The organism is Allofournierella massiliensis (assembly GCF_004345265.1).
GTDB classification, from domain to species: domain Bacteria; phylum Bacillota; class Clostridia; order Oscillospirales; family Ruminococcaceae; genus Allofournierella; species Allofournierella massiliensis.
Genome location: NZ_SLUM01000009.1, coordinates 62,714 through 82,516 on the forward strand (window position 1 = coordinate 62,714; position 19,803 = coordinate 82,516).

Below are 19,803 nucleotides of genomic sequence, written 5' to 3' on the forward strand. Positions count from 1 at the left end.
ATTCTCCCCTTTAAGGGTTGTATTTTCCCCGCAGTGCGGCGAACAAAATTTTCAGCAGATTGGTGTTGCCCTGCAAGCCCTTGATCTTGGTGGGGGTGGGCTCGTTCCTGGGATAAGCTCGCTCCACCGGCACCTCGCAGGCCTTGAGGCCCAGCTGGGTGGCACGCACGCTCAGGTAAGCCAGCAGTTCGTAGCCCACGAACACATCCCGCAGGGGCTTCACCAGCGGATGGGTCAGATAGGCCCGGCTGTAGCCCCGGTAGGCGTTGGTGGTATCGGTAAACCAGTGGCGGGCCGCCAGACTGATCACCGGCGCGTGAATCAGGCGCACCGCCCAGTAACGGCTGACGGGGGTATTGATGGCTTTGCCGCCGGGGATAAACCGGCTGCCCTGAATCAGGTCGTAGCCTTCCTCCAGCTTTTCAATAAAGAGGGGCACGCTCTCGATGGAATCCTTGTTGTTGCCGTCGATGGTCAGAATCCCCTCGTAGCCCCGTTCCAGCGCATAGTGGATGCCCATGCGCAGCTGGGCCCCCTGCTTGCCGGGGCCCTTTTTGGTGAGCAGAGTGTTCACGCCCCGGCGCTCCAGGCCCCGGGGCTCCATGCTGCCGTCGGTGGAGCCGCCGTCGCACAGGATGATGTCACACAGACCATCCACGGCGCCCTTCTGGGCCCGTTCCAACTCGGTGAGGATGCGCTTGCCCTCGTTGATGATGGGGATGAGCAGGCAGTAGTCACTGCGCTTTTCCCGGAAGGCGTCCACCGTGTAGTCCGGCACGCCGGGCACGTTTTTCACCCATTCGCTCATGCGCCGAACACCTCCGCCACATATTCCAGGCTGCGGCGCACGGTGTCCGTGTCCGCGGTTTTCATCTCCAGCGACACATAGCCCTGATAATCCAGCGCGCCCAGCAGCAGCGCCAGTTCCCGGTGAATCGCCCGCTTTTCGATGGGGGCAAGGCCCGGCTCGCTGATGTGCACATGGCTCACATATTTCATATCCGCCGCGAAGTCGTTGGGCCGCTCGCCATTGGCGATCATGGTGCCCACGTCCAGCGTGACGCCAAGGCCGGGGCTGTCCAGCTTTTTAGCCATGGCGAAGGCATCGGCGGTGGTGTTGATGTAATTGGTGTTATACACCGGGGGATTCGCCTCCAGACCGATGACCACCTGCCGCTGGGCCGCCATCCAGGCAATGCGGCTTAAAAAGTCCTCACCCTGCTGCGGGTCGGCGCCTTCCGGCATATTCCGGTTGCGGGGGCAGCCGAACACCAGATTCCGGCAGCGGCAGCTCACCGCGAACTCAATGGCCCGCAGGGTGTATTCCTCCAGCTCCTTCGCCTCGTCCGGGTTGAAGATATTGCCGGTTTTGCCGAACCAGATGCTCTGCATGCTGGGGACGGCAAAGCCGTATTTCTGGTGCATGACGCCGGCAAACAGGGCCGCGCCCGCCGGGCAGTCATAGGGGTTTTCCGGGATCACCCGGGTGGGGGCGATCTCGATGCCCTGATAGCCCAGGTCCTTCAAAAGCTGCCAGACCTGCTCGTCGTTTTCAGCGGCCCAGCCGATGTTGGAAGCCGATAATTTCATTCCGTCCATCCTTTCATAAAGGCGCAGATATTCGCCAGCTCTTCTTTCTCGGTGCAAAGGTAGCCATCCCTGCCGCCGAAGGCCTCGGCGTGCAGGGTGCGCAGATCGTAGTCGAAGGGCTGCGCCGCCAGATGATTTTCAAAATGGCCGCCGGCCACCGCCTCATATACCCGGGCGGCGCTCACCGGGGGCGTTGCCAGATGCAGCACCCGCAAATCCAGCTCCAGAGCCTTCTGAATGTCCGCCCAGAGGCGGCGCAGGTCGTAGAACTGGTAGGCCGAGCGGCTGTCGGTAAAGGCCAGCGCGTTGAAGTCGTTGGCCGCAAACCACTGTTTCAAGGCTGCGGAGTCCTGACTGCCGTTCAATTTATAAAAGTTATTGCCCGCGTCGGAGTAGGCGTTTTTCACCAGCTCACTCTTTGCCGCCAGCTCCTCATACTTGGCCGGGCGCAGCAGCGCCGGGGTAATGGTGTGCAGGTCGTACAGAAAGTTCTTTTTCAGGCCCAGACCATACAGGGCGGGCAGGCGCACGATCAGAGCGTCCGGCCAGTCCTCGCGCACCCAGCGCTCCAGCTGCAGCCGGTTGGCCCCGTAGGCCGCAAGGCCCTCAGGCTGGGGCTCGTCCGCTTCGGTTTTGCCTCTGCTATCTACATAAACACAGATGGAGGAGATCAGCACCAGCTTTTTGGGCGCAAGGCGACGCAGGTTTTCCCGGGCCGCGCGCATTACCGCCAGATCCGCCTCCGGGTCCTGATTGGCCAGAAACATGGCGGCGGGCACACCGGCATAAACCACCAGATCGTTCTCCCTGCCAAAGCCCTGTTGCACATTGCTGGAATGGTAGGCCGCATCGAAGGGATGACTCGCCATCAGGTTGCCTCCCACAAAGCCGGTACTGCCCACCAGAACACTGTTTGCCATGCCGCTGCTCCTTTCGCCGCTTTTTCTCATAGTCATACAGGGTACATTATACACAAAAAGCCCCGAAGTTACAAGGTTCGCGCCCGTTTGAGGCCCTTTTTCCATTGTAAGAAAACCGTAAGAGAAACCACCCTCCGGCTGTAAGAATCCTTTGCTATAATAAGGATGCGCTCAAAGGGGCCTTGGAAAACGCCCCGGTTTTGGCTACAATCAACAAAAGAGCGGTTTTGCAAAGAGGAGGCGGTTTCATGGACCAGCAGGCCTGTATCCTGGTGGTGGACGACGACGCCGACATCGTGAACGCGGTGCGGCTTTATCTGGAAAAAGAGGGTTTTTGCGTATACGGCGCGTCGGACGGCTTTGAAGCGCTGGATGTTCTTGAACAGCGCACAGTACACCTGATTTTAATGGATGTGATGATGCCCCGGATGGACGGTTTTTCCGCCATTCTGCGCATCCGGCAGAAACACAACCTGCCCATTCTGGTGATGAGCGCAAAAACCGAGGACAGCGACAAGGTGCTGGGGCTCTCCATCGGGGCGGACGACTACATTTCCAAGCCCTTCAGCCCCACCGAGCTGGTAGCACGGGTGAAAAGTCATCTGCGCCGGTACCTGACCCTGGGCGGCGCGCAGTCCGGCGGCCCGCTGGTGCGGGTGGGGCGGCTGGAATACGACTTTGAAGCCCATCAGCTCACGGCGGACGGCGAGCCGGTGCGGCTGACCCCCACCGAGACCCGGATCATGGAACTGTTCTTCCGCAGCCCGGGGCGGGTGTTCTCGGCGGAAGAAATCTATGCCGGCGCCTGGGGCGAGGGCAATGTGTACGCCCCGGAGAATACCGTGATGGTGCACATCCGGCGCATCCGGGAAAAAATTGAACTGAATCCGAAGGAACCGGAATATGTAAAGGTGGTGTGGGGTCTTGGCTATAAACTGGAAAAGCACTGAGGGCAAAAAATGGCCGCTGATCGTTCGCATTCTGGCGGGCTGGATGGCGGCGGTGTGCGCGTTTCTGATCTTTTACTGCATCCCGCTGGATGACCGGCTGGTGCAGATTTTTCTGCAGGGGCCCCGCTCCTATTCTGCGCTGATGAACCGGGAAATCGAGGCGGTACCGGAATACCAGTATTTTTTGAGCACCGTTTACTACCATGCCCGGGTGCTGTGCGCCGACGGGCTGGTCACCCCCAGCGGTGAGGCCCTCGCTCCCCAGGCGGTAGCGCAGCAGAAGCTGCTTTCCCGGCAGGCGCTGGAACAACTGCAGCAGAGTGAGGAATACACCAGCCGGGACATCCTGCTGTATCTGAGCGCCGAGGGCGAAGAGACCATCTCATCCTCCCTGCTCCGCTCTCCGGATGAGATCCCCCAGGGCTACGAAATCGTCTTTCAGTTGAAGGACGGCAGCATCGGCGGCAACAGCCTTTTGCTGGACGTCTGTGACCAGATGTCTTATCTGGTCAGTGTAACCGCCTTCAGCAGCACTCAGGAGATTCTTGTCGAGGACATCACCCCCACCCGGGTGGAACCGCAGGGCTTTCTGTCCAATGCGAAGCTGGTGATCGCGGTCAAGCAGGTCCCCTCCAGCGACACCGGCACCCTCGGCTTTGCCTACCGGTGGATCAACAATTCCACCGTGCCCATCATCGCCCGCATTCTGGTGGGGCTGGGCGCCTGGGGGCTGCTCTGCCTGGCGGTATGGCTTGCTCTGTGGAAAAAGCGGCGGGCGGCAGCCCAATGGGCGGCCGGGCTTTTGCGCCGGGTTCCCTTGCTGGTGAAGCTGCCTGCTCTGATTTTCCTGCTCTTCTCCGGCTATCTTCTGCTGGCCATCCTGAGCTGCGCGGCGCAAAGCTACCTGTATGGCTACTCGGTCACCTTCTTTGCGTCCCCCTTCCTGACGGCGTTTCTTCTGGTGATCGATCTGCCGCTGGTCTGGCTGTTCTGGCTGGAATTCCGCTTTAATCTGCGCCACACCCTGCGCACCAGCCTGACCGCCCGCCTGATCCGCCGATACAAGCAGTTTGCCGCCGCCCAGCCATGGAAACGTCAGGCAGCCCTGAGCCTGTTGGCGCCTATCCTGATCGGGCCTCCCTGCCTGATGGCGGCGCTGCCTCTGTCCTTCTTCTGCTATTACAAGGTCTTTTATTTCTTGGATTTGCAGCTGGCTGTTCTTCTGTTTCTTGCCCTCTTCCTGGGCGGTGCTTTCCTTTTTGTAGCCGGTATTGTTCGTCTGCTCCGTTTTCTGGAGCAGGCGAATCAACTGGCGGATAAGCTGGCCGCCCTGCGCGCCGGGCAGCATACCGCCCCGCTGGCCCTGCCCGAGGGTTCTCTCTGTGCGGTGCCCGCGGCGGACCTGAACGCGCTGGAAGAAGGCATTCAGGCCCGGGTGGAACAGCAGATGAAGGCCGAACGGCTCAAGCTGGAGCTGATCACCAATGTGTCCCACGACCTGAAAACACCCCTGACCAGCATCATCAACTATGCGGGGCTTCTCTGTGAGGAACCGCTTGACCAGCCCGCGGCGGACTACGCCAAAATCCTGAAGGTCAAGGCTGACCGGCTGAAAACCATGGTGCGGGATGTGTTCGAGGTGAGCAAGGCCGCCAGCGGCGAGCTGCCGTTGCAGACCCGGCCGCTGGATCTGGCAAAGCTGATCCGCCAGACGCTGGCGGATATGGATGAAGCCATTGCAGCCAGCCCCCTCTCCTTTGTGACCCAGCTGCCGGAACAGGCCTGGGTCTGCGCGGATGGCGACCGGCTGTATCGGGTGTTCCAGAATCTTTATACCAACGCACTGGCCTACTCGCTGCCCGGCAGCCGGGTCTATACCCAGATGGAACGGGGCGAAAGCCGGGTTTCCATCAGCATCAAAAACGTGACCCGGGATCCCATTGCCCCGGAGGATGCGGAGCATCTTCTGGAACGGTTCGTGCGGGGGGATTCCGCCCGCAGCGGCGAGGGCAGCGGCCTTGGCCTTTCCATCGCCAAGAGCTTTGCCGAGGCCTGCGGCGGCCGGTTCTCGGTTCACGCGGTGGCGGATCTGTTCTGTGTACTGGTGGAGTTTCCCCTCTGCCCGCCGCCTGCATCGGAACCGGAAACAGAGTATCCTTCTCAACCGGCTTATGAGCCATCTGACCCGGCAGAGCCACCCGTCTGATCATATCTCCCCGGCTTTCAGGGCCGGGGAGATTTTTTATTCACTGGTGGAAAATCCACCGTTTTCCGCCAACAGTAACCGTCAAATCCCTCCGCGGCTCTTTCCTTCCGTTCAAAATTCGATTATACTGTATAAAATACAGTTGATTTTTTCACAATACATCCCCCGTACACTTGCCGGGGGAGCTCTGCCAGGAAGGGAGCGTTGCCCGTGACCAAACATATTCATCGCCAGATCGTGGTGGCTTTTTCGCTGATTACCGCTGTTTGTATCGCGCTCACCGTTTCCTTCTATATTTTTTCCCGCAACGGCGCGCAGGTGCAGCACGAAGAAGCAGCCCATTCGCTGGAAGCCACTGCGGAAACCGCCCGCAATATTGTGAATTCCCACATTCAGGGGAATCTGCAAACACTGGTAACTCTTTCCTCCTTTATCGGCTACGACTCCGCGGATGGGCTCAATTCGCAGCAGCTGCTTCACGATCCCGCCTTTCTGGACCAGCTGGATGTGGTAAACTCTCAGAATGCGTTTCTGCGCATGGGTGTGGTGGACACCGCCGGGCAGGGCAGCTTTGTTCTGCTGGACGGCAGCGCCCAGCTGGAGCAGGACCTGAGCCAGGATTCCGCCGTGCAGCGGGCACTGGCCGGTGAAGGCAACATCTCCTTCACCTTCTGGGATGATACCCTGGGCTGCTATGTGAACCGGTACGCGGTGCCCATCTACCAGGGCGGCGTGGACGGTCCGGTGATCGGAGTGCTCACCGGCACCAACAACACCGACGCATTGCGGGAGCTGCTCAGCCCCAGCCTGCTGCTGAACGGCCAGGTCCACGCCCATATCGTAAACTCTGAGGGCAAGTTCGTAGTGCGCAACCAGACCTATTTCATCAGCGAAGACGCCCGCAGCATCTTCGATACCCCCGCCTTCAGCGATGAGCTGCAGCAGACCATCCTGAGCGCCTTCGCCGTGAACGAATCCGCCTTTTTCAGCCTGACCAACGAGCGTACCCTGTATGAGGTGGCGCTGATTCCCATGGGAGTCAACGACTGGTACATCATGTGCGTGGTTCCCCAGCGCATTCTGGTCACCGATCTGAGCCAGTGGTTTAACCTGCAGCGCATCACCTTTTTTGTGATTTTCCTGCTGGTGATCCTGCTTACCCTCTATATCTACCGGATGATGCGCCAGAACAACCGCTCTATGAACAAACTGACTTATTTCGATTCCATCACCGGGGCCTACAACCGGGTTCGCTTTTTGCAGGAGATGCCCAGCAAGCTCACCGCCGACCCCAAAGCCCTGATCGTGCTGGACATCGACAACGCCCCCACCATCAAAGACCTGTACGGACTGGAGCGCTTCAACTCCCTGCTGCGGCATATCAAGGAGGCGCTGGACCAGCAGATAGGCCCCACCGAGCTGTTCTGCATGGGCCGCAACGAACGCTTTTTGCTGCTTCTGGACTGCTCAGACCCGGATCAGGTACATCAGCGCATGAGCCGCTTTTTTGCTCAGATCCGCCGGTTCCGGGTGTCGGAGCATCAGAACTATCAGGCGGTGTGTTCGGCAGGTGTGCGTTTTGTGACCAACACCACCCCGGACCTGGAGCGGGCGATCACCGAAGCGGCCATGACCGCCGAAACCACCTCCGGTTCCCGGCAGGACGAACTGCTTTTCTTCGACCCGGCCATCTACGAACCGGTCATCCTGCGCAATCAGATTGAGGAAAGCATGGACGCCGCACTGATGAGCGGTGAATTCGTGATGAAGCTGCAGCCCAAAATCGACCTTGTCACCGGCCGCCCCGGCGGTGCCGAAGCGCTGGTGCGCTGGGTCCGGCCGGACGGGCTTTCCTTCTACCCGGACCAGTTCATTCCCGTATTCGAAAAGAACGGCTTCTGTGTGGATCTGGATTTTTACATGGTGGATCAGGCCTGCCGCACCCTGCGCCGCTGGCTGGACGAAGGGCGCGATGTGATTCCCATCTCGGTGAACCAGTGCCGGCTGATGCTGTATGAGGCAGGGTATGTGCAGCGCCTGTGCAGCATTCTGAACCGCTGGAACATTCCGCCCCGGCTGATTGTGCTGGAGGTGACCGAAAGCCTTGCGCTGGAAAGCATCGACCGGGTGCGGGCCGTGCTGCTCGGGCTGCATGGTCAGGGGTTTTCCATCTCGATGGACGATTTCGGCAGCGGCTACTCCTCGCTGAATACCCTGAAGGATCTGCCCATCGACGAGCTGAAGCTGGATCGGGTATTCCTGGCCGCCCGGGATGAAACCGACGAGGAAAAACGGGATCTGGTTCTGAAAAATGTGATTCATCTGGCCCAGGAGCTGCACATCACCACCGTGGTGGAGGGTGTGGAAACTGAGGCTCAGCTGGATTTCATTCGCCGCATGCACTGCGATCTGGCCCAGGGCTACTACTTCGACCGGCCCATCAGTGTGGAGGAATTCGAACAGAAATACCTGCCCATCCCCCATCCGGATCGGCATATTTCATAAGATTTTCACTGCATTTCCGGCAGAACTTCCAAAGTTTTTTTCGCCCCTGTTTTTTTATTGACAAGGCTTTCCCACCTGTGCTATTCTGTGAACAGTTCAAAGTCGATACGGCTTGTGACTGGTAATGCAGGCAAGACCAAACTTCTCCCGGTGCGATTTGATCGCCGGGTGTGGTTTGGTCTTTTTTATTTGCCGAAACCGGTCGTTTCAAGGCTACGTGATGGAAGGAAAGGTGATAAAACGCATGAAGCATGGCATGTCTGCCGGTGCGTTTTCCGGGGGGATGCACGCATGACCTCCCCCATGGAACAGCACGGCACCTACAAAATTGTGCGGGTGATCGGCAGCAACTTCGTCTGCTCCCAGGACTCCAGCGGCCAGGAAATCATTCTGCGTGGGCTGGGCATCGGGTTCAAAAAATCTGCCGGAGATCTTCTGCCCGCCGCCCGGGTGGAAAAGATCTACGCCCTGCGGGATCCCGGCCAGTGCGACCGGCTGATGCAGCTGATGCAGGATGTTCCCAGCGAATATCTGGACATCAGCACCCACATCATCGAAACCGCCGAGCGGGTGCTGGGGCGGCGGCTCAGCGAAAACGTGTATATCACCCTCACGGACCATATCTCCTTTGCGGTGGAGCGGCTCCGGAACGGGGTGGAATACCCCAACCAGCTGCTCTGGGAGATCAAAAACTTCTATCCCCAGGAATACGCACTGGGCCAGCAGGCGCTGGACGTGATCGAAAGCGTGCTGGGCCTGCGGCTGCCCGAGGACGAAGCCGGATTCATGGCGCTTCATATCGTGAACGCCGAGCTGGACGGCCGCATGGCGGACATGGTTCCCATCACCAAGCTGATCCGCGAGGTGGTCAACTACGCCCAGGCCTACTACGGCGTGACCTTTGACGAAAGCTCGGTGGACTACGAGAGATTCGTGGTGCACCTGAAGTTTCTGGCCCAGCGGCTGTTCCAGGGCCGCTACGCGCCGGATGGCGATACCGGCTTCCAGAATCTGATCGCCCGTCACTACGCAGCCGACTACGAATGCGCACAGGCCATCGGCCAGCACATCCGCGAAACCTTTGATTTGAACTTTCCCAGCAGCGAACAGTTCTTTTTAACCGTCCATCTGCACCGGCTTTCGGTGTCGATGGGCCTGAGTACAGAGGAGGAATGAAACCTATGAAAGACAAAATCTTCGGCGTATTGCAGCGTGTGGGCCGCTCCTTCATGCTGCCCATCGCCATCCTGCCGGTGGCCGGCCTGTTTCTGGGCATCGGCGGCTCGCTGACCAACGAGACCATGCTGGAGGCCTACGGCCTGATGGGCCTGCTGGGCCCCGGCACCTTTGCCAACGCGATTCTGCAGGTGCTCAACTCCGCCGGCTCGGTAGTGTTCAACAACCTGCCCATCATCTTCGCCATGGGCGTAGCCATCGGCATGGCCAAGCAGGAAAAGGAAGTTGCGGCCCTGGCTTCCGCCATCGCCTTCTTCATCATGCACGCCACCATCGGCGCCATGATCGGCGCCTTCGGCGCGCCGGATCTGGCGGGCGCCACCGCCGATGTGCTGGGCATGACCAGCCTGCAGATGGGCGTGTTCGGCGGCATTCTGGTGGGCCTTGGCACCGCGGCGCTGCACAACCGGTTCTATAAGATCCAGTTGCCCCAGGTGCTCTCCTTCTTCAGCGGCACCCGTTTCGTGCCCATCATCTCCTCCGCCGTTTACCTGCTGGTGGGCATCGCCATGTACTACATCTGGCCCACCATTCAGATCGGCATCAACGCTCTGGGCGGCTTTGTGCTGGCCTCCGGCTACGCGGGCACCTGGCTGTACGGCTTCATCGAACGCGCACTGATCCCCTTCGGCCTGCATCATGTGTTCTACATCCCCTTCTGGCAGACCGCCGTGGGCGGCACCGCCGTTGTGGGCGGTCAGCTGGTGGAAGGCGCGCAGAACATCTTCTTTGCCGAGCTGGCTACCCCCGGCATCACCCATTTCTCGGTATCCGCCACCCGTTTCATGACCGGCAAGTTCCCCCTGATGATCTTCGGCCTGCCCGGTGCTGCCTTCGCCATGTACCGCTGCGCAAAGCCCGAGAACCGCAAGGCTGTGGGCGGCCTGCTGCTCAGCGCAGCCCTCACCTCCATGCTCACCGGTATCACCGAGCCCCTGGAATTCACCTTCCTGTTCGTGGCTCCCGCCATGTACATGGTGCACTGTGTGCTGGCCGGCGCTTCCTACATGATCATGCACATCCTGAACGTGGGCGTGGGCCTGACCTTCTCCGGCGGCCTGATCGACCTGACCCTGTTCGGCATCATGCAGGGCAACGAAAAGACCAGCTGGCTGTGGATTCCCGTGGTGGGCGTCGTCTACTTCGTGGTTTATTACTTCGTGTTCAGCTTCATGATCCGCAAGTTCAACTACATGACCCCTGGCCGCGACGACAACGCCGAGGCCAAGCTCTATACCCGTAAGGATCTGGAAGCCCGCAAGAAGGCCGGTGAAGTAACCGAGGCCGAAGCGGCGGACGAGCTCTCCGCTCAGATCACCCAGGGCCTTGGCGGCAAGGACAACATCTCCGACGTGGACTGCTGCATCACCCGCCTGCGCTGCACCGTGAAGGACCCCGCCAAGGTGGACCAGCAGCTGCTCAAATCCACCGGCGCTTCCGGCGTAATCTGCAAGGGCCAGGGCGTTCAGGTGGTTTACGGTCCCCGGGTATCCGTGATCAAGTCCGATCTGGAGGCCTACCTGAAATCCTCCGCTTCCGATCATCCCGCTCCGGTGGCAAAGCCCGCGCAGGAAGCGAAACCCGTTGAGACCAAACCCGCCGACGCCCCCAAGGCCGGAGGCGGGCGACTGACCGTGGTAAGCCCTCTGGCCGGTAAGATCATCCCAGTGGAAGAGGTTGCCGACGGCGTATTCAGTGAAAAGATGGTGGGCGACGGCTTCGCCGTGGAACCCGAGGCGGACGAGGTTCTGGCCCCGGCGGACGGTGAGATCACTCTGGTGTTCGACACCAAGCACGCCTTCACCATGCGCACCGCCCAGGGCGTGGATCTTCTGGTTCACATGGGCATCGACACCATCCGCCTGAACGGCGAACCCTTCACCCTGAGCATCAAGCAGGGCGATGTCGTGAAGGCCGGTCAGCCCATCGGCACCATGGACCGCGCCGCCATTCTGGCCGCAGGCTACCGCACCGTGACCCCCGTTGTGGTGGGCAATCTGGCCGATCTGGGCGGCTTCAAGCTGACCCGCACCGGCGAGGTAAAGGCCGGCGACGCGGTGATGGAAGTTTTCTGATCTGCTATCCTCTCAACTCCTAAATACACAGATGCGCAAAGCCCCGGCCTGTTTTCAGGCCGGGGCTTTGTGTTTGTTTTGATGTTTTATAGGCTCAGCCCTCGCTCAGATACTGGCGGGGGTCCTCGTAATTGCCGCCGCGCAGGGTTTCCAGATGCAGGTGCGGCTCCAGTGCGCTTTCCGCCGGGGCCTGATCCAGCGTAGCGATGGCCTGACCGGCCAGCACCTCGTCGCCTGCCTTCACCAGCACGCTTCCGCTGGCAAGGCCGCAGTAGCGCCAGGTGATGGCGCCGTCGTCGATCTCCACGATCTGGCCCCACATGCCGTCCTCATACACGGCGGTGACCCGCCCGGCCACCGCGCTCTTTACCGGGCTTTCGGCCTCACAGAAGATGTCCAGTCCGTTGTGGGTGCGCCAGTCCTTCAGGGTCTCGTTATACACCAGCTCATCGCCGCTATATTCCTGCCCGGTCTGCCCATCCACCGGCCACACGAAGGAGGGCGCCGGCGCAGCGGCAGGCTCTTCGGGTGCGGCAGTAGGCGCGGGCTGCTCCGACGAGCCAGAGGAGGAAGCCGGCGAGGGCGATGGCCTGGCCGAGGCGCTGGGCCTGGGCGTAGCGGTGGGGGCGGGAGTGGCCTTGATGGGCACATCCTCCACATCCTGTTCTACCGGCGCTTTGGGCAAATCCCATACTGCCTCACCTCCCTGATCGGTCTGCGGTTTGTTTTGTTCCACAATGTTTTTCACGGCAAAAAAGCTGCACGCCGCCGCGATCACGATGCACAGCGAAAGGGCCCAGTACAGCCCCCTGCCCCGAAACAACGAAGCGATCCATTTCATTCCCTTTGCTCCTTATCTTTTGCAGTTTTGCGGCGGCACAGCCGGTTGCCTCGTCGGTGTTCCGTTGCCGCTTTGCCTTTAGTTTTGCGCCAAAGCCGCCGGTTTATACATGTGCCGTCTGTCACTTGAAATCCCCTTTTGCGGATAGTACAATAAGGTTGAAAAACCTCACCGGCCGCAGGCGGCGGCCAATTCAAGGAACGGGGGGCTGTTTTTGACGAAACCTTACATTGCCGGCATCGGCGGCGCCAACGTGGACATTCACGGCCAGAGCTTCGCGCCCCTGATCATGCGGGATTCCAATCCCGGTCGGCTGCATCTGTCCATGGGCGGCGTGATGCGCAATATTCTGGACAACCTCACCCGTCTGGGCGAAGCCTGCCAGATTGTAACTGCAGTGGGCGACGATGCCTACGGTCAGATGCTGCGCACCGGCTGCCAGGCACTGGGCATGGGCACCGACGGCATGCTCACCCGGCCGAGGCATTCCTCCTCCACCTACATCTCCATCATGGACTCCGCCGGCGATATGCTGGTAGCCATGAGCGACATGCGCATTCTCACCGAGATGGACGAGGGCTTTGTGGCCGGCCAGATGGAGCTTCTGAACGGGGCCGAACTGGTGGTGTGCGACGGTAACCTTTCCGCCAGCGCGCTGAATTATCTGACCGCCCACTGCACTGCGCCCCTGTGTGTGGACCCGGTGAGCACCACCTGGGCCCGCAAGCTGGTGCCCATTCTGGGCCGGTTCGACACCATCAAACCCAACCGGCTGGAGATGGAGATTCTGGCGGACATGCCCATTGCCACCGAAGAGGATCTGGAAGAGGCCTGCACCCGCGTGCTTGCCGCAGGCGTACGCCGGGTCTTTGTGAGTCTCGGCGCGGACGGCATCTATTACAAGGGGCCGGGCGGCAGCATCCACCGGCGCAGCCGCCGCTTCGACAGGATGGTCAATGCCACCGGCGCAGGCGACGCCACCATGGCGGGCATCCTGCACGCCACCCGCAAGGGGCTGGACGAAAGTGAGATTCTGGACTGGGCTCTGGGCGCCGGCCTTGTGGCCATCAGCGGCAAGGACACCATCAACCCCGACATGAGCGAACAAGCCATTCAACAAATGATAAAGGAGTATGTGAAATGAATCTGAAGCAGTATCTGGACATCACCCCCGAGATTAAGACCGCTCTGGAAGAGGGCAAGCCCGTTGTTGCGCTGGAGAGCACCATCCTCTCCCACGGTATGCCCTACCCCCAGAACCTGGAATTCGCCGCTGAGGTAGAGAAGATCATCCGCGCCGAGGGCGCTGTTCCCGCCACCATGGCCATCATCGACGGCCGCATGAAGGTGGGCCTGTCTGCCGGGGAGCTGGAGCTGATGTGCAAGGGCGAAGGCGTTGTGAAGGTAAGCCGCCGCGACCTGCCCATCATTCTGGCCGAGGGCGGCACCGGCGCCACCACTGTGGCTTCCACCATGATTCTGGCCAGCCTGGCTGGCATCAAGTTCTTTGCCACCGGTGGCATCGGCGGCGTACATCGCGGCGCCGAAACCACCATGGACATCAGCGCCGACCTGCAGGAGCTGGCCCACACCTCTGTGGCCGTGGTCTGCGCGGGCGCCAAGATGATTCTGGACATCGGCCTGACTCTGGAATATCTGGAGACCATGGGCGTTCCCGTTCTGGGCTTCCAGACCAGCGACTTCCCCGCCTTCTACTGCCGTAAGAGCGGCTTCGGCGTGGACTACGCCGCCAAGGACGCTGCCGACGTTGCCAGGATCGCCAAGACCAAGTGGGATCTGGGCCTTGCCGGCGGCATGCTGATCGGCAACCCGGTGCCCGAGGAGTTCGCCATGGACTTCGACGAGATGAGCGCCATCATCGACAAGGCTCTGGCCAGCGCCAACGCCGACGGCGTGCGCGGCAAGAGCATCACCCCCTACCTGCTGGCCCATATTGTGGAATACACCCAGGGCCGCAGCCTGGCCACCAACATCCAGCTGGCCTACAACAATGCCCGTGTGGCTGCCCGCATCGCCCGCGAGTACACCGCGCTGTAAGCGTTTTTCTCAAACCCGCAAAAGCCCTCTGCCTGCCGGCAGGGGGCTTTTTTCTGCACAAACAGGTTACCCGCCACGCAGCCCCGTCTGGCCGCCGTGATATGGTTCATGATCCGCTGCACCGCGTTTTTCTCCAGCCAGGTGTCCGCATCCACCGTGAGAAAATGGCGGGTGCGCACCCGACTGAGACCCAGATTCAGCGCATTCGCCTTGCCCGGCTGGCCGCAGTACAGATACCGCACCGGCCGATTCTGCGGCGCAAGGCGTGCCATAGCCTGAATCCGGGCCTTTGTGCCGTCGGTGGAGACATTGTCCACCGCCAGAATGCAGATGCGCCCGCCGTAGTTCTGGCACAACAGCGCCTGAATGGTGCCGGCGATGCTTTCCTCCTCGTTGTGGGCGCACAGAATGACCGTGGTATCCTCATCGGTTTTCGGATATTCCCGCACCCTTCGGTGCAGCAGATTGGAAAAGAACATGGCGCTCATCAGATAGCCCGGCAGAAAGGCCACCCCCGTGACCACCGCCCACACATAGGCCGGTGGCAAAAACTCTGCGGCCGACTGAATCCACGGGATCGACAGCCATATCGACAGTGTGAGCCACAGCACGCCGAACCCCACGGAAAGGATGAATTTTTTCTTCACCCGAATCCCTCCCTTTTTTCGACAGACTATGCCGAAAGAGGGGAAGAAGTTTCGGGCAGCCCGGGCAATACTTCGCCCGGAGTCGCCCTTTTGCGCAAAAAATCCCCCTGCGGCTTGCCGTCCGCAGGGGGATTTTTATGGAAAAATAATTTTTTCTGTTTTCATTCAACGCCGATCCCGGCGCAGGTTGCTGGGCTTCATGGGGATGGACATGACCACCGCAATTCCCATTGCCAGCGCCACGGCGATCTTCAGCGTCTCGGCGCCCTTGGCCGCGCACTGGGCGGTGTCGCCGGTGATGAAGGCGTAGGCGGTGTAGTAGATGCCTGCACCGGGCACCAGCGGAAAGATGCCGGGAATCAGAAACAGGGTGACCGGAGCGCGGCGTACCACCGCGAACACCCGGGTGGCAACGGTAAGCGGAATCACCGCCACCAGACTTGCCAGCACCGCGCTGGGCTGCACCAGCATCATGGCCCAGTAGACCAGCCAGCCGATGGCGCCCACAATGCCACAGGCGGCAAAATGCCGGGGCGGCACATGGAACAGCAGGCCAAAGCAGACGGTGCCCAGAAAAGCCAGCGCCAGCTGGCGGAGAAATTCAATCAGCATCATCATACGTTCACCCCCGGAATCATGGTGGCCAGACCAAGGATCAGGCCCACACCGCAGGCAATGCAGGCGGCAGTGAGCAGAGCGTCCAGCATGCGGATGGTTCCGGAGAGAAAGTCCGCCATGATCAGGTCGCGAATTCCCAGCGTGAGCGCCATTCCCGGCACCAGCGGCATCAGCGCACCGATGATGGATTTGTCCATGTTTTGCCCGAAACCGGTGAGGAACAGCAGCATGGTGGCCAGCGCCACAAAAGCCGCCCCAAGGAACTTGGTGATCAGCTTGTTCAGGCCCCAGCGGCCCATCCACAGCAGAAACACCTGCAGACCCAGGCCCACCGCCAGCGCGATCAGGCCGTCCTGCCAGATGCCTCCGAACATCAGCGCAAAGCAGGCACTGCCCACACCGCAGGCCAGAATCTGATCCCGGTTGGGCGCGTAGGGCATGGTTTTAATGCGCTGGAGCTCCTCACGGGCCTCCTCCAGGCTCACCTGCCCCTGGGCGATTTTTCGGGAAAGGGCATTCACCGCCTCCACCCGGCCCAGATGCACCTCGCTGGCAGGCACACTGCGGACCTGGGCAGGCTGGCCGTAATCCAAGCCCATGCTGGCAAACAGACCGTTGGTGAGCACATAGCCGTGGAAGCTGTCCACTCCCAGGCTTTTGGCCATGATCTCCATGGTCTGTTGCGTACGGCTCACCTCGGCGCCGTTTTTCAGCAGTACCTCGCCTGCCTCCATCACAAATTCCAGCACGCTCTGCTGGTCGTTCATATCGTTTCTCTCCTATCCTTCTGGGTTTTGTATCGCTGCGCTCCATACCAGCCCAGCACGGCAATCAGGCACAGGCCGCTTACTGCCGCACCAACAGCCGCACCCGGGTGATGGTAGGTCAGCCGGATCTGGTTTTCGCCCGGTTCCAGCCGCACGCCCATCATGCCCTCAAACACCTGCTCCACCGCCACCGGCTCGCCGTTTCGCTCAGCGGTCCAGTGGGCCTCATCCTCCCAGGCAAAGGGCAGCACCAGCAGATCATTCTCTTCGCCGCCCTGCGCGGTCACCCGGATGCTGCCCCTCTCCCGGATGGTCAGATCAACAGGGGCGCTCGCCTTCAGCCGGTCAACGGCCCCGGCCAGCACCGATTCATTCAGGCTGTAAACCTGCAGTTTGTCCAGATACTGCGCCGGATCCTCCACGCCCAGCTGCAGGCATACGGTCTGGCCTGCTTCAAAGCTGCCCAGCGGGAACACGCCGCCCAGAGAATCCCCCTGGAAATACTCGCCCAGCAGCTCGCCGTCCACCTTCACGTCTGCCGGCAGGAAGTTGCCGGTATCCGGCACCGCCAGATAACAGGGTCCGCTCACCGGTGCAGTAAAATACACCGTGAGCCCCTTGGCCTGCTCGTCCACCGTAACGTTCCCGGCAGGCAGCAGCGCGTCGGCCGTGCCGGGCACCAGCGCCTGCAGCATTTCGTTTTGCAGCTGGAAGGTATTTCCGCTGCTTTCCACGTCCACAGCCAGCGCATCGGTGCTGCCCACATAGGCAAGCGGCAGCGCATAGGGGTTTTCGTACACCTCCAGCTCGGTGCCCAGCTCCAGCTTCTGATAGGGCCCGGGTATCGGGCGGCTGCCGTCGGTATATAAGTATTTAATGCCCAGCAGGCTGTCTGCCACAGCGGTGGAGCCCCAGCCGTAGGTGGTATAGTTCACATAGCCCAGCTGCTCCAACATGGGCTTTGCGGTGCTGGCCTTGGTGGAGGAATAATGGCTGATGCCCCAGTAGCCCAGCAGCATGGGGTCGTTGAGGGTGCGCATGTAGTTCTTTTCCAGCCGGTAGTATCCCTCGTCCTTCTGCTCCAGCGCCTCCACAACCTGGCGGCCCTGATCATAAAAGGTCTCAAAGCCGCTTTTGGAGTAGCTCTCGAACTTGCGCAGGCTCAGCATGCTGTTGGCGCCCATGTCCGCCGCAGCAAGGCAGCAAAAGCCCGCCGTGCCCAGCAGGGCTGCGCTGCGTTTTGCGCCCAGCAGCCACACACAGATCAGAACACCGTAATACAGCCCGCCGCACATGACCAGCTTGAGAGCGGAGAATTCCTCACCGGCGGTGGCGGTGTAACCCGCCAGCCAGAGTGCCCCCAGCACAGCGGCAGCGGCGAAAGCCCAGAGCTTTGGCCGGGCTGCCAGCAGTGCCCGCGCCGCCAGCAGCAACAGAAACAGGCTGGCCAGAAAGCTGTAACGGTAGGGGAACCAGACCGGCTCCTTGAAGCCGTGCCAGACAAGGTCAATACCGCTGACCCAGAAGCTGAGCACCAGCGCCGCCAGCACCCCGGCCGCGGCCAGCTTTTCCCGCAGGCGAATCCGGTCGCTGAAAAAGAAGAACAGCCCCAGCGCCACACAGAATACGCCGCAGTAAATGTTGGGCAGGCCACCGGTCACGTCCTCCCAGAAGAAATTGCCGAAGAACAGCTGCCACACCAGCCGGGGCAGGCTGAAATTCGTTTCCAGCGAAAGATCCATGGCGAACAGCGCGCCCTTGCTCTCCTCAATTTCCGTCAGTGCCGGATACAACAGCACCATCCCCAGCCCCGCCGCCAGCACACCGCTGACGGCAAACCGGGCGAATCGCCGGGCAAACAGCTGTGCCGTGCGCTGCGCCAGCCGCTCGCTGGTGACCCAGTAATAGAAAAAGTAGATCACGCTGAACAGACACACCGCCCAGGCGCTGTAAAAATTCAATACCACGCAGGCAAACACCAGCCACAGAAAGTGCCAGTGGCGGCCGGTGTCTACCAGCCGCTCCAGCGCCCACAGCACCAGCGGCGCCAGCAGCACCACGTCCATCCAGATCACATTCTGGCTGTACACCACACAGAAGGCGCACAGGCCGTAGCCTTGACTGATTGCCGCCAGCAGCGGGCTGGCGCTGTTCAGATGCTTTTGCAAAAAGAAGCAGCAGGCCGTGGCAGTAAAGGCGGTGCGCAACCAGAACATCAGCTGCACCGCCACCGGAATCATGCGCAGCGGCAGCGCCAGCAGGATCAGATTGAAGGGGCTGGCCATGTAATAGGCGAACAGCCCCAGCGTGCTGCCGCCGCACAGCTTGGCGAAGCTGTAAAAAAAGCCGCCTTCCGCTGCCCGGCGTTTGAGATCGGCCAGATAGGCCACATACTGGCCGTTCAGGTCACCGGTAAGCATGGTTCCATCGCCAAAGGGCCAGAAGCCCAACAGCAGATAGATGCCGCCCACCAGCACCATGGCCAGTGCAAAGCAGAAAATCAGGTTATTCCGCTGCGCGCGGGCGCAGGATGTTTGTGTCTTTCCCATGGTATCCCTCGATAACAGATTTCAGCGCGAGGGCATTTTGCCCCCGCGCCGCGTCTTATTCCCGAATGTTGTCCCGCACCTGGGCAAACTCCGACAGCGTTTTGAACAGATGACCCGCGATAACCTCCATCAGCAGGAAATCCTCCTCGCTGTCGATGTCCAGCACGCCGGTGTCCAGCATTTTGCTCACGCCGATCTTGCCGTCCCACAGAATGCCGGTGGTGTTGTTCGTCAGAAAATCCCGGCGGAACACATAGATGCTGGCGTTCACATCGTAGAACACCGGGGCCTGCTGGCGGGCGGTGTAGGTGGCGTTGTCGATGCCCTTTTCCACATGGTCGCCGCAGTCCCGCACCATGTTGAAGCAGGGGTTCCGGCGGGACTCGGTCACGCTGAACACCAGATCCAGATCCGGGCGGGAAGCCTTCATTTCGAAGGCGTTCTGCACGTCCTTTGCGGTGCGCAGCGGGCTGGTGATGTCCAGATCCATCACATAATCATAGGTGCAGCCGTTGGCTTTTTCCATGCGGGCCAGGCTGTCCTGAAAGACGGCCATCTTGGGCACGGTGTCGCCGCCCAAAGCCTCGCCGCGGGGCAGGAACACCACCTCCGGGTATTTGGCGGCCACCAGATCCGCCAGCGCCTGGCTGTCGGTGTTCAGGCAGATGTCAACCTGCACGTCCGGCCGGGTGGCCTTGAACAGCGAAGCGGCGCTCAGGGTGTAATACACCAGCGGCTTTTCGCAGAACACCTTCAGGTTCTTGTTTTTAAATCCCTTGCTGCCGGCACGGCCGCAGATGGTGATGAGCAGTTTTTCCACGTTTCGTTCCTTCTTTCGGAT

16 protein-coding genes are annotated in these 19,803 nt (G+C 60.7%); 7 read left to right on the forward strand and 9 right to left on the reverse strand.

The window, feature by feature from the left end:
• Window positions 1-10: 10 nt before the first annotated feature.
• The 3 genes from EDD77_RS06750 to EDD77_RS06760 are packed head-to-tail and all read right to left on the reverse strand — an operon-like array spanning window position 11 to window position 2,510.
• A complete protein-coding gene (locus tag EDD77_RS06750; protein WP_058963612.1) occupies window positions 11-808 on the reverse strand; it encodes a glycosyltransferase family 2 protein in 798 nt (265 codons plus the stop codon).
• Window positions 805-1,590, reverse strand: coding sequence for a sugar phosphate isomerase/epimerase family protein (locus EDD77_RS06755; protein WP_058963613.1), 786 nt, complete (start codon window positions 1,588-1,590; stop codon window positions 805-807). Before EDD77_RS06755 ends, EDD77_RS06750 begins: the two co-directional genes overlap by 4 nt.
• Window positions 1,587-2,510, reverse strand: a complete 924-nt coding sequence (locus EDD77_RS06760) for a sugar nucleotide-binding protein (RefSeq protein WP_058963614.1) — start codon at window positions 2,508-2,510, stop codon at window positions 1,587-1,589. The genes EDD77_RS06755 and EDD77_RS06760 overlap by 4 nt, the downstream gene beginning before the upstream one ends.
• A gap of 248 nt (window positions 2,511-2,758) precedes the next feature.
• On the opposite strand from EDD77_RS06760, the gene EDD77_RS06765 reads away from it, so the two are divergent.
• The 5 genes from EDD77_RS06765 (at window position 2,759) to EDD77_RS06785 (ending at window position 11,482) form a co-directional block, all read left to right on the forward strand.
• A complete protein-coding gene (locus EDD77_RS06765; RefSeq protein ID WP_058963615.1) occupies window positions 2,759-3,460 on the forward strand; it encodes a response regulator transcription factor in 702 nt (233 codons plus the stop codon).
• Window positions 3,435-5,666 carry a sensor histidine kinase gene (locus EDD77_RS06770; RefSeq protein WP_058963616.1) on the forward strand — a complete coding sequence of 744 codons (2,232 nt, stop codon included), beginning with the start codon at window positions 3,435-3,437 and terminating at the stop codon, window positions 5,664-5,666. The genes EDD77_RS06765 and EDD77_RS06770 overlap by 26 nt, the downstream gene beginning before the upstream one ends.
• 210 nt (window positions 5,667-5,876) lie before the next feature.
• Window positions 5,877-8,171, forward strand: coding sequence for a putative bifunctional diguanylate cyclase/phosphodiesterase (locus EDD77_RS06775; RefSeq protein WP_058963617.1), 2,295 nt, complete (start codon window positions 5,877-5,879; stop codon window positions 8,169-8,171).
• 291 nt (window positions 8,172-8,462) lie between these two features.
• Entirely contained in the window at window positions 8,463-9,347 is an 885-nt protein-coding gene (gene licT / locus EDD77_RS06780) for a BglG family transcription antiterminator LicT (protein WP_058963618.1), read from the forward strand.
• 5 nt (window positions 9,348-9,352) lie between these two features.
• Window positions 9,353-11,482, forward strand: coding sequence for a PTS transporter subunit IIABC (locus EDD77_RS06785; RefSeq protein WP_132587350.1), 2,130 nt, complete (start codon window positions 9,353-9,355; stop codon window positions 11,480-11,482).
• 94 nt (window positions 11,483-11,576) lie between these two features.
• Here the strand turns inward: EDD77_RS06785 and EDD77_RS06790 are convergent, their stop codons facing one another.
• Window positions 11,577-12,323 carry a M23 family metallopeptidase gene (locus EDD77_RS06790; RefSeq protein ID WP_058963620.1) on the reverse strand — a complete coding sequence of 249 codons (747 nt, stop codon included), beginning with the start codon at window positions 12,321-12,323 and terminating at the stop codon, window positions 11,577-11,579.
• A gap of 214 nt (window positions 12,324-12,537) precedes the next feature.
• On the opposite strand from EDD77_RS06790, the gene EDD77_RS06795 reads away from it, so the two are divergent.
• Together EDD77_RS06795 and EDD77_RS06800 are read left to right on the forward strand one after the other, a co-directional pair.
• Window positions 12,538-13,467: a PfkB family carbohydrate kinase gene (locus tag EDD77_RS06795; protein WP_058963621.1), complete on the forward strand. Its 930-nt coding sequence runs from the start codon at window positions 12,538-12,540 to the stop codon at window positions 13,465-13,467.
• Window positions 13,464-14,381, forward strand: coding sequence for a pseudouridine-5'-phosphate glycosidase (locus tag EDD77_RS06800; RefSeq protein WP_058963622.1), 918 nt, complete (start codon window positions 13,464-13,466; stop codon window positions 14,379-14,381). The genes EDD77_RS06795 and EDD77_RS06800 overlap by 4 nt, the downstream gene beginning before the upstream one ends.
• Here EDD77_RS06800 and EDD77_RS06805 read toward each other — a convergent pair.
• The 5 genes from EDD77_RS06805 to EDD77_RS06825 all read right to left on the reverse strand — a co-directional run bounded on the left by EDD77_RS06805 (window position 14,327) and on the right by EDD77_RS06825 (window position 19,782).
• Window positions 14,327-15,028 carry a glycosyltransferase gene (locus tag EDD77_RS06805; RefSeq protein ID WP_058963623.1) on the reverse strand — a complete coding sequence of 234 codons (702 nt, stop codon included), beginning with the start codon at window positions 15,026-15,028 and terminating at the stop codon, window positions 14,327-14,329. The two genes, EDD77_RS06800 and EDD77_RS06805, sit on opposite strands and share 55 nt — an antisense overlap.
• Before the next feature lie 165 nt (window positions 15,029-15,193).
• Window positions 15,194-15,646 carry a threonine/serine exporter family protein gene (locus EDD77_RS06810; RefSeq protein ID WP_058963624.1) on the reverse strand — a complete coding sequence of 151 codons (453 nt, stop codon included), beginning with the start codon at window positions 15,644-15,646 and terminating at the stop codon, window positions 15,194-15,196.
• Window positions 15,643-16,413, reverse strand: coding sequence for a threonine/serine exporter family protein (locus EDD77_RS06815; protein WP_058963625.1), 771 nt, complete (start codon window positions 16,411-16,413; stop codon window positions 15,643-15,645). The genes EDD77_RS06810 and EDD77_RS06815 overlap by 4 nt, the downstream gene beginning before the upstream one ends.
• Window positions 16,410-18,962: a YfhO family protein gene (locus EDD77_RS06820; protein ID WP_058963626.1), complete on the reverse strand. Its 2,553-nt coding sequence runs from the start codon at window positions 18,960-18,962 to the stop codon at window positions 16,410-16,412. Before EDD77_RS06820 ends, EDD77_RS06815 begins: the two co-directional genes overlap by 4 nt.
• A 55-nt stretch (window positions 18,963-19,017) precedes the next feature.
• A complete protein-coding gene (locus EDD77_RS06825; RefSeq protein ID WP_058963627.1) occupies window positions 19,018-19,782 on the reverse strand; it encodes an acylneuraminate cytidylyltransferase family protein in 765 nt (254 codons plus the stop codon).
• Between the last annotated feature and the right edge of the window lie 21 nt (window positions 19,783-19,803).

Coding starts and splice junctions, on each gene's coding strand:
- EDD77_RS06750 (WP_058963612.1), bottom strand. CDS start 808: ATGAGCGAATGGGTGAAAAACGTGCCCGGCGTGCCGGACTACACGGTG.
- EDD77_RS06755 (WP_058963613.1), bottom strand. CDS start 1,590: ATGAAATTATCGGCTTCCAACATCGGCTGGGCCGCTGAAAACGACGAG.
- EDD77_RS06760 (WP_058963614.1), bottom strand. CDS start 2,510: ATGGCAAACAGTGTTCTGGTGGGCAGTACCGGCTTTGTGGGAGGCAAC.
- EDD77_RS06765 (WP_058963615.1), top strand. CDS start 2,759: ATGGACCAGCAGGCCTGTATCCTGGTGGTGGACGACGACGCCGACATC.
- licT (WP_058963618.1), top strand. CDS start 8,463: ATGACCTCCCCCATGGAACAGCACGGCACCTACAAAATTGTGCGGGTG.
- EDD77_RS06785 (WP_132587350.1), top strand. CDS start 9,353: ATGAAAGACAAAATCTTCGGCGTATTGCAGCGTGTGGGCCGCTCCTTC.
- EDD77_RS06790 (WP_058963620.1), bottom strand. CDS start 12,323: ATGAAATGGATCGCTTCGTTGTTTCGGGGCAGGGGGCTGTACTGGGCC.
- EDD77_RS06800 (WP_058963622.1), top strand. CDS start 13,464: ATGAATCTGAAGCAGTATCTGGACATCACCCCCGAGATTAAGACCGCT.
- EDD77_RS06810 (WP_058963624.1), bottom strand. CDS start 15,646: ATGATGATGCTGATTGAATTTCTCCGCCAGCTGGCGCTGGCTTTTCTG.
- EDD77_RS06815 (WP_058963625.1), bottom strand. CDS start 16,413: ATGAACGACCAGCAGAGCGTGCTGGAATTTGTGATGGAGGCAGGCGAG.
- EDD77_RS06820 (WP_058963626.1), bottom strand. CDS start 18,962: ATGGGAAAGACACAAACATCCTGCGCCCGCGCGCAGCGGAATAACCTG.